The organism is Sporosarcina sp. PTS2304, assembly GCF_003351785.1.
Taxonomy (GTDB): domain Bacteria; phylum Bacillota; class Bacilli; order Bacillales_A; family Planococcaceae; genus Sporosarcina.
Genome location: NZ_CP031230.1, coordinates 788,357 through 802,467 on the forward strand (window position 1 = coordinate 788,357; position 14,111 = coordinate 802,467).

The 14,111-nt window shown below is 40.4% G+C and carries 11 protein-coding genes and 1 riboswitch; of the genes, 7 read left to right on the plus strand and 4 right to left on the minus strand.

Features of this window, described 5'->3' with window-relative positions; genetic code table 11:
* Positions 1-184 precede the first annotated feature (184 nt).
* From ltrA to DV702_RS03610, 3 genes are all read left to right on the plus strand, one after another.
* Positions 185-1,981 (plus strand): group II intron reverse transcriptase/maturase, encoded by a 1,797-nt coding sequence (ltrA, locus tag DV702_RS03600; RefSeq protein ID WP_205407167.1) that lies wholly within the window; start codon positions 185-187, stop codon positions 1,979-1,981.
* 128 nt (positions 1,982-2,109) lie between these two features.
* Positions 2,110-2,757 carry an endonuclease III gene (gene nth / locus DV702_RS03605; RefSeq protein WP_114923510.1) on the plus strand — a complete coding sequence of 216 codons (648 nt, stop codon included), beginning with the start codon at positions 2,110-2,112 and terminating at the stop codon, positions 2,755-2,757.
* Positions 2,754-3,089, plus strand: a complete 336-nt coding sequence (locus DV702_RS03610) for a YpoC family protein (protein WP_114923511.1) — start codon at positions 2,754-2,756, stop codon at positions 3,087-3,089. The genes nth and DV702_RS03610 overlap by 4 nt, the downstream gene beginning before the upstream one ends.
* Positions 3,090-3,263: 174 nt before the next feature.
* Here DV702_RS03610 and DV702_RS03615 read toward each other — a convergent pair whose 3' ends face one another.
* On the minus strand, positions 3,264-5,945 hold the full coding sequence (locus DV702_RS03615; RefSeq protein ID WP_114923512.1) for a transglycosylase domain-containing protein: 2,682 nt from the start codon (positions 5,943-5,945) through the stop codon (positions 3,264-3,266).
* Positions 5,942-6,577 (minus strand): Holliday junction resolvase RecU, encoded by a 636-nt coding sequence (gene recU / locus DV702_RS03620; RefSeq protein ID WP_114923513.1) that lies wholly within the window; start codon positions 6,575-6,577, stop codon positions 5,942-5,944. Before recU ends, DV702_RS03615 begins: the two co-directional genes overlap by 4 nt.
* A gap of 948 nt (positions 6,578-7,525) precedes the next feature.
* Here recU and DV702_RS03630 point away from each other — a divergent pair.
* The 4 genes from DV702_RS03630 to DV702_RS03645 all read left to right on the plus strand — a co-directional run bounded on the left by DV702_RS03630 (position 7,526) and on the right by DV702_RS03645 (position 12,038).
* Complete coding sequence (locus DV702_RS03630) at positions 7,526-7,900, plus strand: YppE family protein (RefSeq protein WP_114923515.1); 375 nt, start codon at positions 7,526-7,528, stop codon at positions 7,898-7,900.
* A complete protein-coding gene (locus DV702_RS03635; protein ID WP_114923516.1) occupies positions 7,893-10,157 on the plus strand; it encodes a DEAD/DEAH box helicase in 2,265 nt (754 codons plus the stop codon). Before DV702_RS03630 ends, DV702_RS03635 begins: the two co-directional genes overlap by 8 nt.
* 165 nt (positions 10,158-10,322) lie before the next feature.
* Entirely contained in the window at positions 10,323-11,114 is a 792-nt protein-coding gene (locus DV702_RS03640; protein ID WP_114923517.1) for a hypothetical protein, read from the plus strand.
* A gap of 141 nt (positions 11,115-11,255) precedes the next feature.
* A complete protein-coding gene (locus DV702_RS03645; RefSeq protein WP_114923518.1) occupies positions 11,256-12,038 on the plus strand; it encodes a conserved phage C-terminal domain-containing protein in 783 nt (260 codons plus the stop codon).
* Between the two features lie 116 nt (positions 12,039-12,154).
* On the opposite strand, the gene dapA is transcribed toward DV702_RS03645, so the two are convergent.
* Positions 12,155-13,048, minus strand: coding sequence for a 4-hydroxy-tetrahydrodipicolinate synthase (gene dapA, locus DV702_RS03650; RefSeq protein ID WP_114923519.1), 894 nt, complete (start codon positions 13,046-13,048; stop codon positions 12,155-12,157).
* A gap of 119 nt (positions 13,049-13,167) precedes the next feature.
* A riboswitch (Lysine riboswitch) is annotated at positions 13,168-13,346 on the minus strand.
* A gap of 134 nt (positions 13,347-13,480) precedes the next feature.
* Positions 13,481-14,098 (minus strand): nitroreductase family protein, encoded by a 618-nt coding sequence (locus DV702_RS03655; protein WP_114923520.1) that lies wholly within the window; start codon positions 14,096-14,098, stop codon positions 13,481-13,483.
* Between the last annotated feature and the right edge of the window lie 13 nt (positions 14,099-14,111).

Genomic DNA, 14,111 nt, shown 5'->3' on the forward strand with positions numbered 1-14,111 from the left:
GTTTCATTAGAAGCGAAATTGCTTAACCTTTGTGAAAGTGAGGGCACAGTACCTAAGAAACCGCGATAATAAACGGTGGAGGGATAGCCCTTAGTCTTGATTAAGGTCATTAAATTTTAGTAAATGAAGTTCAAAAGGTCTGGTAAGAATGTGGGAAAGACACTTCGATGGAGGTGTTCCACAATTGAACGCAAATCAAAGATATTGGGAATACTATGGGTTGCAGGAAACCTTCGATACCTTATATACGGGTAGTAAAGAAGGGAAAACATTTAATAGGTTATACGAACTTGTCATATCAGAAAACAATATTCTTCTCGCATACAGAACCATAAAAAGTAATAAAGGCTCTAAAACAGCTGGTGTTGATACTCATACCATTGATAAATTTAAAGAAATGAACAAAAATGATTTTGTCTCTTACATCAGGGACGCACTAAAGGATTACAAGCCCAAAGCCGTTAAGAGGGTTCTCATTCCAAAACCTAATGGTGATTTACGTCCACTTGGAATACCGACTCTTACAGATCGGATTATCCAACAGATGATCAAACAAGTCATTGAACCGATTTGTGAAGCTAAGTTCTTTAAACATAGTTATGGATTTAGACCACAACGCAGTACACATCATGCTATATCAAGATGTGTCTATATCATCAACCACTCCAAAACGCATTATGCGGTGGATATTGATATTAAAGGTTTCTTTGATAATGTTAATCACTCGTTATTGATTAAACAACTTTGGAATATTGGAATCCGTGACAAAATCATACTAAGAATCATCTCGAAAATGCTGAAAGCACCAATTAAGGGCTTAGGAATACCGACCAAAGGAACACCACAAGGCGGTATCTTATCTCCCCTATTATCGAATGTGATGTTACATGACCTCGATACTTGGGTAGCTGATCAATGGGAAGGATTCAACACTAAGCATCCGTATAAAAGTAACTCAGACCGTTTTGCAGCCCAAAAGAAAACGAGGCTAAAGATTGGCTATATGATTCGATATGCTGATGATTTTAAAATTTTAACAAACAGCTATAATTCTGCTAAGAAATGGTTTCACGCAGTGGAGCAATATCTAAAGCAGAGGTTAAAATTAGACATTTCTAAGGACAAGTCAAAAATCATCAATCTTAGGCGGAATAAATCGGAATTTCTAGGGTTTTCAATAGGAACATTTCCTAAAAGGAACAAAAGCTTGGCTTCTACTAAGTTAAACAAGAAGAAAGCTGATAGCATCAAGAAGAATGCCAGGGAGTTAATCAGAACACTTAGCAAAGAACCGAATGCTAGGAATGCTATGCGATTTAACTCGTTTGTTCTAGGTCTGCACAATTACTTTAAAATTGGTTCTCATATTTACAATGATTTTGCGAGAATTGGTTATGATATACAAATTAGTATGAGAAATAGGTTAAAACACTCTGGGAAATTTGAGGTCCCAACGAAACCACCGCCTACTTTTAAAAAGTTTTTCAATGGCAGGTTTAAAACATGGAAAATAGCCGACGTATACCTTTATCCGATGGCTGACCTTAAAACAACAATTCCAATCAATTTTAACCAAAAGATTACACCCTTCACAATTGAGGGAAGGGCTTTAATCTATAAAAACCTAAAGAAAAATGTTGGTACTGAAATACAGAAGTTATTAAAGACAAATGATCCCACAAGTACCACTGAATACTTCGATAATAGGTTATCAAGATATTCAATGAAAGAAGGTCAATGTGAGGTCACACAAGCTTTTCTAACGGCTGATGAAGTACATTGCCATCATGTAACACCTAAACATCTAGGTGGTGATGATGCCTTCAACAACCTGCTAATCGTCCATAAATTTGTGCATACATTAATTCATGCTACGAAGGAAGAGACGATTAACAAATATCTTAACCTTATTAAACCAAACCTTAAACAACTCACAAGAATTAACCAATACCGTTTGAAATGTAATTTAACTAAAATTTAAACTACCTTATAATTAAGATGGAACGCCGTATGACGCCGAAAGGGTCACGTACGGTGTGAATCGGGGGAAAAGTTGGAGATTACTTCAAAAACTTACCTATCGATATAAGAACGGGAGTAGGATAGAAAATGTTAACAAAAACGCAATGGCAATTTTGTCTGCAAACGTTTGACGAAATGTTTCCCGATGCCCACTGTGAACTCGTGCATAAAAATCCTTTTGAATTACTCATTGCTACACTTTTATCCGCTCAATGTACCGACGTTTTAGTGAATCGTGTTACTGCTGATTTATTCCAAAAATATACGACACCGGAAGATTATGTAGGTGTGCCGAATGAAGAACTACAACAGGATATTCGTTCGATCGGACTGTACCGCAATAAATCAAAAAATATTCAAGCATTGAGTGAGCAATTAATTGAAGATCATGGAGGGGAAGTTCCTGCAAGCCGTGATACGATGATGACGTTGCCTGGAGTCGGAAGAAAAACGGCAAATGTTGTCGTCTCTAACGCATTCGGTGTACCTGCCTTAGCTGTAGATACGCATGTAGAGCGTGTCGCAAAGCGTTTAGGCATGAATCGCTGGAAAGATCGACCGATTGACGTAGAAGAAAAAATTATGCGTTGGACGCCAATGGAGAAATGGACGCAAACTCATCATCAAGTCATTTTCTTTGGTCGCTATCACTGCAAAGCTCAAAATCCAAATTGTCCTGAATGTCCACTCTTGCATTTGTGTCGAGAAGGTAAGAAAAGGATGAAAGCAAAATGAAAGCTGATAAATTAAAGAATTGTGTACAGCATACTCTTATACAATGGGAACAGCAAAAGCCGGAGTTGGAAAGAGTATACAGAGAGCGTGAAGAAAAACGGATGGACTTATTACAGCCGGCGATCGATCAATTGAAATCGTTAATCGAAAGTAGCGGACTCGTAGAGAATTCCTATACAGGAAAGAAACATTTCACGCTAGCTCCCAATAATTATGAGGAGCGTATCGAGTTCATTCAACAGCAACATACGAGCCATTATTCATTAATTCAATTAACGATGTTGTATGACGAAGTGAAAAAGAAAGCTGCTCGTTTACGCGTGCAACAATGAGTAGTCTTCCATATGGAACGGAGCTGTCTCGAAAGTTAGGAATGTCTGCTTTTTGTGATGGCTCTTTTCTTATGAAAACAAGTAGCTTCTTTGTTTGTTCATAGAGAGTGCATATTCAAAAAACAGGCTATCTCAGAAAATCAGTTGCCACTGACTTTCTGGATAGCCTGTTTTTTAATTGTTTTCTTCAGGTGGCGCATCGGAAGAAGGTGTGTTTTGGTTTTGTCCTTGGTTTCCTTGATTGCCTTGCCCTTGATTGCCCTGATTGTTTGAATTCCCTGAATTCCCTTGATTATTTTGGTTTCCTTGATTGTCTTGGTTGTTTTGACCGTCCTGTCCTTGGTTAGTGGAAGGATCTTGCCCATCATTATCTGAGTCGTTTTGTCCAGAATCATTCTCATCGTCAGTGTCATCCGGTTGGTCTGGTTGTTCTATCGGCTCTTCCGGATCGATGTCTGGTTCTTCTACAGATGGATCATCAATTTCGGGTGAACTAGATCCTGCCAACGATAAAGTCGCTGTCGCGGAGCCGCTTGTATACCCGCCCATCGTAGCAGTAACTGAGAATGTATACGTTTTGCCGTATTCAGTACCGGAGAAAACGGCTTGTTGATCATATGTGCTTGTAATGCTTTGATAAGCACCTCCGTCAATCGACACACTTACATTGAACGAAGGACTTCCTAAACTATTGTATTTTTTTGACGCTTTATAGTTCCAGTTTAATACTACTGAATTGGAGTTCGCATCGAATTGCGCTGATAACTTACTCGGACTAGGAATAGAGACTTTCTCTGGTATCGCTTGTTTTGCTGGTAGTGTACCTCTGACAAATAGCTCATTGCTGACGATACTGCTAGATGTAAATGAACTAGCCAAAACAATTGGATCACTACCTTTTACGATAGCCGCTTCCTCCACTGAATCCGGTTGGACGAATTCGCCTGGCTCACTCGCAATAGACGTCATCACTGCTTTAAATAAATTTTGCGGTACATGTCGTCCGTAATCGTATGTTGTAATAGGTGTCTTGTAATCAGCATATCCACCCCATGTAGAGATCGTATACTCTGTCGTATAGCCCGTGAACCACGTATCGGGTACATAGTGACTCTTCATATTTTTTTCACGCATCGTATCAGCAGAATAGTTCGTTGTACCAGTTTTGCCGGCAACATCCATACCACTAATCGCCGCTTTTTCCGCTGTACCGTAAGATGTCAATACTTCACGTAATACATCTGTAATCATGTACGCTGTAGAGTCTTTCATCGCTGTGACAGGATCGGGACGCAGATTTTTCACTGTTTTTCCGTCGCGCAATGTGATTTTTGTCACAGCGTGCGGTTTCGTATAAATTCCGCCATTACCAAATGCCGCATAAGCACCAGCCATTTCAACAGTAGAAAACTGGGCTTTTCCGCCACCTAACGCATTTCCAGCGCTAATTTCATCGTAAGATAATCCAAGTTTGGAAGCGAAAGCTTTTGCATCTTTGCCGCCTACTTTTTCAAACGTTTTGACTGCAGGAACGTTTCTGGAGTAATACAACGCTTGACGCATCGTTAACGTTCCTAGGAATCTGCCGTCTGCGTTATTGATTGACTTATCCATTCCTTTATATTTGTACGGTTCATCTACTACTTTTTGTCCTGTAGACCAGTCGAGGTATTCAATCGCCGGACCATAAGCGAGAATAGGCTTAATCACTGATCCTGGCTGTCGTTTTTGTTCTGCGAAGTTTAAGTTCCGTCCCGAATAGTTTCGACCTCCGCCAAGTGCGACAATTGTTCCTTTTTTCGTATCCAGCACTGTCATACCTGCCTGCATATCTTCTGATTCATAATAGCTCGGATCATTAATCGCCTGTTCTACTGCTTCCTGTGCTTTTGGATCGAGTGCTGTTTGTACAGTGACTCCTTCCGCTAGCAGATCGGAATATCCTGCTTCTTCCAATTCATCTAACACAGCATCCACATACGCGGGGTACTTACTGAATGTTTCTCGTTCATCTTCTGCCAATAAAGTGGAGGTAACAGGTACTTTTTTCGCTGCTTCCATCTCTTCAGTAGAAATTTTCCCATGACGATTCATTAAGGTTAAGACAATATTTCTGCGTTTTTCTGCGCGCTCCGGATATTTAAACGGATTGTAGCCATTCGGATATTGTGGCATACCTGCTAACATGGCCATCTCAGGAAGTTCCAGTTCATTGAGCTTTTTACCAAAGAAGTAACTTGCCCCTGTGCCGAAGCCGTATCGATTGCCCGACATTAGAACTTTATTGAAATACATTTCAAAAATTTCTTCTTTTGTATATTCTTTTTCGAGTTTATGGGCAAGCCACGCTTCTTGCGCTTTACGCTTCAACGTCTTTTCGTCTTTTAAGAACGAGTTTTTGATTACTTGCTGTGTCAGCGTCGAAGCTCCCTGAGAGCCGAATCCACTGCGGAAGTTAGCTAATACCGCGCCGCCCAGACGGTAGAAATCCACTCCGCCATGCTTAAAGAACCGAATGTCTTCTGTAGCTAAAATAGCATTCTTCATCTGTTCGGGTATTTCATCATAAGGAACAAACTCTCTTTTTTCTGTTCCGAACTTCAAAAACACCTCTCCATCTTTCGTTAAAAAGTTAGAAGTCAATGGATCTTTTAACAATTCTTCATCTAAATCAGGCGCCGTACTCGCATAATACGCAAATAATGACGCACCGCCTATTAACACTGCCAAACCAAATAGTACAATAGCCATCAAGATTTTCTTGAATAAACCTTGTGGCATTTTCCTATTAGGTTTTTTTTGTATTGTGCCTTTTTGTTGTCTTCTTGCGGTTCTTGAGTTTATATGATCACTCATTTACGTTCCTGCCTTTCACTGTTTGCATTATTCTGTTGAACCCATTGCTCGACTGCCTGTAAATAATCTAACCGCGGTTGAAACCCTGTCATAATCTCAATGGATCGGTCTTCAATTTCAGCTAGTGTAATAGACTTTCTCCCTCCATCTTCCATACGTTTCCATAACGGAATAAATGCATCGAAAGGTAATAAAAAGTACCGATCGAGTAAACTGAAATGGACGATAAAAAAAGCAAGTCCTGATTGGTCATGTACTTGCTTCATATGTTGCACTTGATGCAAATGAATATTTTGCAATGGCAATGAAGTTTTGTTTTTCGTCTCTTTCGCTTCAAAGTCTACATAATACCCTTTCCAAACACCGTTATAGTCGGTAGTAGAAGGTGTTCGAAAGTAAGCTTCTGTAATAACTGCAGCACTTCTTGCCGGATACCGTACATTGACAATTTGAACGGGCACAGGCTTTTTATGGATGACAGCTAGCCCATGAGCTAAATAGTATTCGTTTGTATCGTTAAGTTCGTCTTCCAAAGACTTCCCGCGGTTGCTGAATGAAAAATCATAGGACTTTTTCGTCGTGGCAGGTACGGAAGGATTGTATTTTTTGCCGTTAGGATAACGAATCGCCAATGTGACCACCTCGTACTCTACATCATACCATACCCACTACTAGACGAGTTACTGAAAAGAAAGTTTCACTAGCAAGTCAGTTGGTGTTCGGCCAGAAGTTAGGGTGGCGGAAGTGACTTCTCCCGTGCGGTGAAGAAAAATAGTGTACGTGCTAGGATTCTCCCTACAGAACCGGACGCTTTCCTGAGGGGACGCGGCGGACTCGCCAGAAGTGCGTTGGCGATTACGCCTGTCAAGTGCAAAGATGTGCTCCTTCTCGCTGCGCTTCACTCGCAAAAGCCGTCCTTCGCAACGGCTCTTCCTGATCCTCTAGGAGTCGCCGGTTCTTCCGGGAGAATCCTTGAGTTTTTGTTGGGAAGTCAGTTCGTGTTCGGACAAAAATTAAGTATGGTATGTTCCGCTTCCTGAAAAGTGTGGTTGAAGCTATGGATTGCCTGCGTGAATGCATATAGAGTCATTTCTATTTCTACTCAGTTCATCGAAACAGTCAAAGTGGCTAACAACACTTCACCGTTATCTAACTCCAAAAGCAATCAGATTGTATCAGACAATTCTACTTAGTTTTCACCATTTACAAAGAGTAATCAAACTGTCTCACACACACTACATACGGCTTGCGCTGGAAGACGATCGACTCCGGGAGGATCAGGGCGACAGGTGTAACCCGCAGCGCACTTTTGCGGGGTCCACCGCGTCCCCTCCGGAAAGCGTATCGTCTGGAAGCGCAAGCCGCATGACATTCTAAGTCAGCTTCACTCCATCCAACCACCATCGTCACTATATTTCGCTACTGAGGAATGTAGATAAATTATGGCAACTTGGAATGTTTGTTCGTAATTAGTGGAGCAGGTCGTGTATTTCTGATAAACTTCATATAAGTGAAAAATTCTATAGATAGTAAATGACGAGGATCAACATATAAAGTGACAGAATGAAGGAGTTTTATAGATGAGCCGGATAGAAGATACGAAAACGTTGCTAGCGATTTGTGATGAGTGTGAAGAACGTTTTTACACGATGCGTGAGACTGATCATGTACCAGACTTTTTTAGTGAAGTGAAACCATATGCAGATAGAAGCCATCAAGCGATTGCCAAATGGGCGGATGAGATGAAACAGTGGATTACGAAATGTAAACCGCGTTATGTTCATGCTGTGCAAGTGGATTCATTGAAAGATTCCATGACGCAGTTTGTCGTGCAATCGTTTTATAAAGAGACCGGAAAAAAACGGTATATTTTATCGATTAATGCGGCGCGTTATACATTAAAAACAGTGCTAGATGCGATGGCAGATGAAGAAAGGGAAGGTGCGAATGAATAAGCCGAACATACCTGATATTATTCAACAACTATTTGCCGATCCTCGATTTGGTTCAAATATTGCATATATCGAGACGTTGAAAGAACAGCCGGCTGTCATTGCGGAGTTTCCTCCCAGTTTGCATCCGTCTATTAAAAAAGCACTAGCAACGAAAGGGATTACAGCGCTTTATAGTCACCAGCGAGAAGCGTTTGATACAGTGAGTGAAGGACATTCAATTACAGCTATTACACCGACTGCATCGGGTAAATCTCTTTGCTATCACTTACCCGTATTGCAGTCTATTTTAGAAAATCCATCATCGCGTGCATTGTATTTATTTCCGACGAAAGCATTGGCACAAGACCAATTATCGGACTTACATGAATTGATTGAAGCGAGTGGCGAGGCGATTTTAAGCCATACGTATGATGGGGATACCGCCCCTGGACTGCGGACAAAAGTGCGAAAGTCAGGACATATTATTTTAACGAATCCTGATATGTTGCACTCTGCTATTTTACCACACCATACGAAATGGATTTCATTGTTCGAGAATTTGAAGTACATCGTGGTAGACGAATTGCATACGTATAAAGGAGTGTTTGGTAGCCACGTGGCACATGTGTTACGCCGTCTACAGCGGATTTGTCGTTTTTACGGTAGTGATCCGATTTTCATTTGTACATCCGCTACCATTTCAAATGCTAAGGAACTAGCGGATAATTTAACGAATAAAAATATGGTACTCATTGATAAAAACGGAGCCCCACGAGGGAAGAAACATTTTGTTTTTTATAATCCACCTATTGTGCATGAAGTCTTCGGAATTCGTAGAAGTGCAGTGCTCGAAGTAAGGGACTTAGGCGCTTTCCTCTATCAACAACATATACAGACCATCATTTTTGCGCGCAGTCGGGTGCGGGTGGAAATGCTCGTGACGTATATGAAGGAATTGACGAAGAAAAAACTTTTCGATGAAACAGTAATGGGTTATCGCGGTGGCTACCTTCCGTCTGAACGAAGGAAGATCGAAAGTGGTTTAAAAAATGGAGACATCCGAACAGTCGTCAGTACAAATGCGCTTGAACTCGGTATCGATATCGGTCAATTGCAAGCGTGCATTATGACAGGTTACCCGGGAAATATTGCAAGCGCGTTGCAACAAGCTGGTCGTGCAGGGCGTAGGCAAGAAGATGCGTTAATAATTTACGTAGCACAATCGATGCCTCTCGACCAATACATTATTAAGCACCCGTCTTACTTGCTCGGTCAACAGCCGGAAGAAATTCACATTCATCCGGACAATATGTTGATTTTAATGGATCATTTAAAATGTGCATCCTTTGAATTACCGTTTAGTTCTACGGAAAACTATGGAGAATTTGAAGTGCAGGAATTGTTGGCATTTTTGCAGAGTGAAGGTGTGTTATTACAAACTTCTGATAAATGGCATTGGATGACCGACCGTTTTCCGGCAGGTGACATCAGTTTACGCTCTGCTTCACAAGAAAATGTCATTATCATCGATCAGACATTTCCAAAAGAAACGCGTGTCATTGGAGAAATGGATCGTTTTAGCGCAATGACGCTACTACATGAAGAGGCGATTTATTTACACCAAGGAATCCAATATCAAGTAGAGAAACTGGATTGGGAAGAGAAAAAAGCCTATGTCACGGTTGTCGACGTTGATTATTTCACCGATGCTAATTTGGCGGTTGAATTAAAAGTGATTAGTGAAGATAAAAGAATTGATGAAGATGAACGAATTCTCGCTTATGGAGATTTAGCTGTACTTGCGATTCCAACTATTTTTAAGAAGATTAAGTTCGACACGCATGACAATATCGGCTCAGGACCGATTTCATTGCCTGCGGAGGAAATGCATACATCCGGCACGTGGTTGACTTTCGATGTCCCGGAAGGCTGGGAAAAGTCGGAATTAACGGACGCGATGACAGCTGCGGCTTACGCGATACAATCGCTGATCCCATTGTTCATCAAATGTGATCGGGGAGATATACACGTCGTTCCTCAAGTGAAGGCGATTCACACAGGCATGCCGACATTTTACGTGTACGATAGCTATCCAGGCGGTATTGGGCTGAGCGAAAAAATTTATGGACGCTGGGATGAAGTTTTAAAGCTTGCTACAGAACATATAGCAGAATGTCATTGTGAGTCAGGTTGTCCAATTTGCATCGGTGCTCAGGAAACAGGACAAACACAAAATAAAGCAAATGCCAGAGATTTGTTGAGTGATTTAGCTAGATGAAAAAGAGGAGCTGAAGTTGTGTTTGACTTCAGCTCCTCTGATTCGTTTCTAGTATATAATAAAAATTGATTGAACTTTCAAGACATGTATTGCTATTATTAAAAACTATCTATCTGATATCATATACGCATATCTAGTAACTAGAGAAAGGATAGTGAGTAAACGTTGGAGATTGGAAAGAAAGAAGGCGTATGGGTACGAAATATCATCGCTGCTGTATTGGCTATAATCTTTCTCATTCTATTATCATATTTGCTAATTTATCAAATATCATGGCAAGGTTATTTTAGTGCAGTGATGACTTGGATGCAAACATTCGTCGGTAGCACTTTCTATTCTATTATTATGTTTCATTTCATCATTATGTTAGCTGTGTTTATCTTGCCTGTAGTAGATTCCGTAGCTCCTTCCACTAATATATTTCTTTGGTTTCGTCTACTTGTCTATCTGCTGAAGGAGTTTTTACTTATTTTCTTTTTATCTTTAGCAGCTTTTTTCGATTCCATTGCGATTTTCGGAGAGGGAATGATTAAAGAACACACATTATTTTATATTTCAATTCTAACATTTGTTTTGACAGGAGTATTTTATTATAGTGTGAAATACATCTATCGGAAACAAGCGCAACGGTTTTCAAGAAATCCTAAACGCTATAAAGAAAGTAGTATGAAAAAAATCTATAACGACGCCAGAAATATGGAAAAGCAACTATTTGCGACTTTCGATATAAATGCGTTGTTATATGTATTTGTCACTTTTACAACGGTCGTTATTTTGGCAGATGCGTATGCTACTAGTGCTTGGGGGATGATACGTGAAGAGTTACATATTCAAGCGCCTTCGACAATAGATGATTTCATAAACAGTCGAATATTTTTATTGCTCATCCCAGCATTCTCTATATATGTACTTTCGATTTATGCAGTATTACGCAACGGGCTAAAATTAAGAAATTAGATAGGAAGAGTGTAAAGTATATAGCTTTATGCTTTTTTTTTATAAAAAAGTACGTATATTGTATCCTTTAGCAAGAAGCATTCTATATAGAAAATGAAGAGTACATGTCTCATAAATAATTCTATATAGGAGGAATTTACGTTGAAATTACTAATCGATGAAAACCCACTACAATTATTACCGTCATTAGTTCATCAAGTAGGGATGAATGGAGCAGTTTTTTTACAGCAACTTCATTTCCGTTCGCTAGTTTCAAAAAATATACGAGAAGGGCATAAATGGGTATATAACACTTATGAAGAGTGGACGGAAGAGTTTACTTTCTGGTCACCTACTACGATTCGACGAATTATTTATGATCTTGAGAAAAAAGAAATTCTACTCTCTACGTCATCATATAATAAAATGAAAATTGACAATACCAAATGGTACCGAATCGATTATTCGAAAATCCATTGCTGTGCTGTCGCAAAAGAGCAGATGGTTCACTCGCAATGGACAAGTGCACCTGTCACTTCTGAACAAGTGGATCTGTCTATAACCGACAAGCCAATAACCAAAGAACTTAAAATAAATAAAAATAAAGATATTGTCGAGACAAATCTCGACGCAGTGCAGCATATAATTAATTATTTAAATGAAAAAGCCTACAAGCAATTCAAAGCGAATACAGTGGCTACGAAAAAGGAAGTAAATGCGCGTATAGCGGAGGGCTATACAATAGATGATTTTAAACGAGTGATTGACCACAAAGTATCCCAGTGGTTGAATGACTCCAAATTTCGTTCGTATTTACGCCCATCGACGTTGTTTCATCCGATAAACTTCGAGAACTATTTGAATGAGTGTTTAGATGTAAAGCCAGTAGTGTCAAGGCGACCTCTTCGTCCACCAGTGTTAGATTTTACTAGAGGAGAGAGATAAAAATAGTAATAGATAAGGAGCATACTAGAGGATGTATAAATTGACTTATGGAATCGGGGTGAATAAAAACTGTTGTTGACGTAGAGATACCTTACGTCAACAACAGTTTCTCCTATTTAAACTACCTTAAAACTAGCTTCTTCACTTGCAGGCAGTACTAGCTTCAGCGATTCTACTTGATCTTCTCGTAACGCGACGATCGGCAAGCGTACACCACCAACTGCCACACCTTGCAAATTCAAGGCCGTTTTAACAGGAGATGGATTGGGCGCTGAGAACATCGCTTTTATAATCGGTAATAACTGACGATGTTCTTTCGCTGCTTGCGCAAGATTGCCATTTTTAAAATTTGTAATCATTGACTGCATTTCATTCCCAATGACATGTGCACTTACAGACACGATGCCAACACCGCCGATCGCAAGAACAGGAAGTGTCAAACCGTCATCACCGCTGTATAAAGAAAAGCCTTCGGGTGCACGTTCGATAATATCAGCCATAGCGTCAAGATCACCACTTGCTTCCTTTACTGTTACGATATTCGGCACATTTGCCAGTCGAATAATTGTGTCAGGCTCCATGTTGACGGCACTACGTCCTGGAATATTGTATAACATGACAGGCAGTGCTGTCGTTTCTGCGATTGTTTTAAAGTGCTGATATAAGCCTTCTTGGCAAGGCTTATTGTAGTAAGGTGTGACGAGCATGATGCCGTCTACTCCTGCCATTTCTGCTTGCTTCGTTAGTTCGATAGATTCTCTTGTGTTGTTCGAGCCTGTCCCAGCAATGACAGGGACTCTGCCTGCTACGACTTCTACAGTGAATTGGAATAATTCCACCTTTTCACTAGCAGTCAAGGTAGGGGATTCTCCAGTAGTACCTGCTACGACAAGTGCATCTGATCCATTGTCTATTAAGTGATTGATTAACTGACGAGTAGCCTCGAAGTCAATATTTTCCTGTTCATCAAAAGGTGTTACCATAGCTGTTACGATTTGTCCAAAGTTCATGGTTCTCCACTTCCTATCTTTTTAGTAAAAACATAAGAGGGTGGAGGGCGGGTAATAATAGAACGCAAAAAGCAGCAACGAGGGCTCGTTGCTGCTTTGAAATAATAAATTATTTCTCTGCATAAGATAGCCCTCCATATAGTTTCCTATATGACAATCCTGTACTTATTCAGCCCAGAACCAGCTTCGAGAATAATGAGACTCTCTACACTTCGGCAAATTCCCCTTTCCGTAATCTTCGCAGGATCTCATCATCCTCTGAGTACGTACTGATGGTTTTTGCGCCTCTATCCTTACTTCGGAATTTTCGAAATAAGTGATTGTTTAATTATCCTTACTTTACCTGTTGTTTGAGAGAATAGCAACCTAAAGTTGTGAAATCACTAAAAGAGTAGTTGTACTCTCTCCGTTTTGACAGATCAGAGTAGTGTATTATCTGAATGTCACTTTGTCTTCAATAGCAAATCGTGTCGTTGAATAGGCGGGGCCTGCTTGCTTCCCAAGTGTAATTAAAACGATCGGGAAATGGCGGTCTGAGACGTTAAAACGTTCTGCAAATTGTGCTTTATCAAATCCGCCCATAGCTCCGGTAGCGTAGCCGCGTTCCTTCGCAAGTAGCATAAACTGCATCGCCACCAAACCGGCGTCAAATGTAGCTAAGTTTTTTCGTGCTTCCTCTGGTGCGTGCGGATACGCTTTGTTTGCATTCCCTACCAATATATCTTTACTCGTCTCATCGATAAAGCCAGCTTTAACCATACTGTTATAGACAGGTTCGATGTTCTGGTGAAGTTCTTTGTCGCCTAGCACTGCGATCACTGCAGAGGCTGTTTCTACTTGTTCTTGATTGTAAGCAATCGCTCGTAGATCTTTTCTTTCTTCTGGATCTAAAAACACGATGAACTCCCAAGGTTGTAAGTTGCTTGTAGAAGGTGCCCGCGTTGCTTCTTTTAAAAGTTCTAGTATTTCTTCTTTTTCGATTGTAAAATCTGGGTCGTATTTTCTAACGGATTGGCGTTCTCGAATAGTAGTGGAAAGTGTCGCTGTCATTAATAATTCCTCC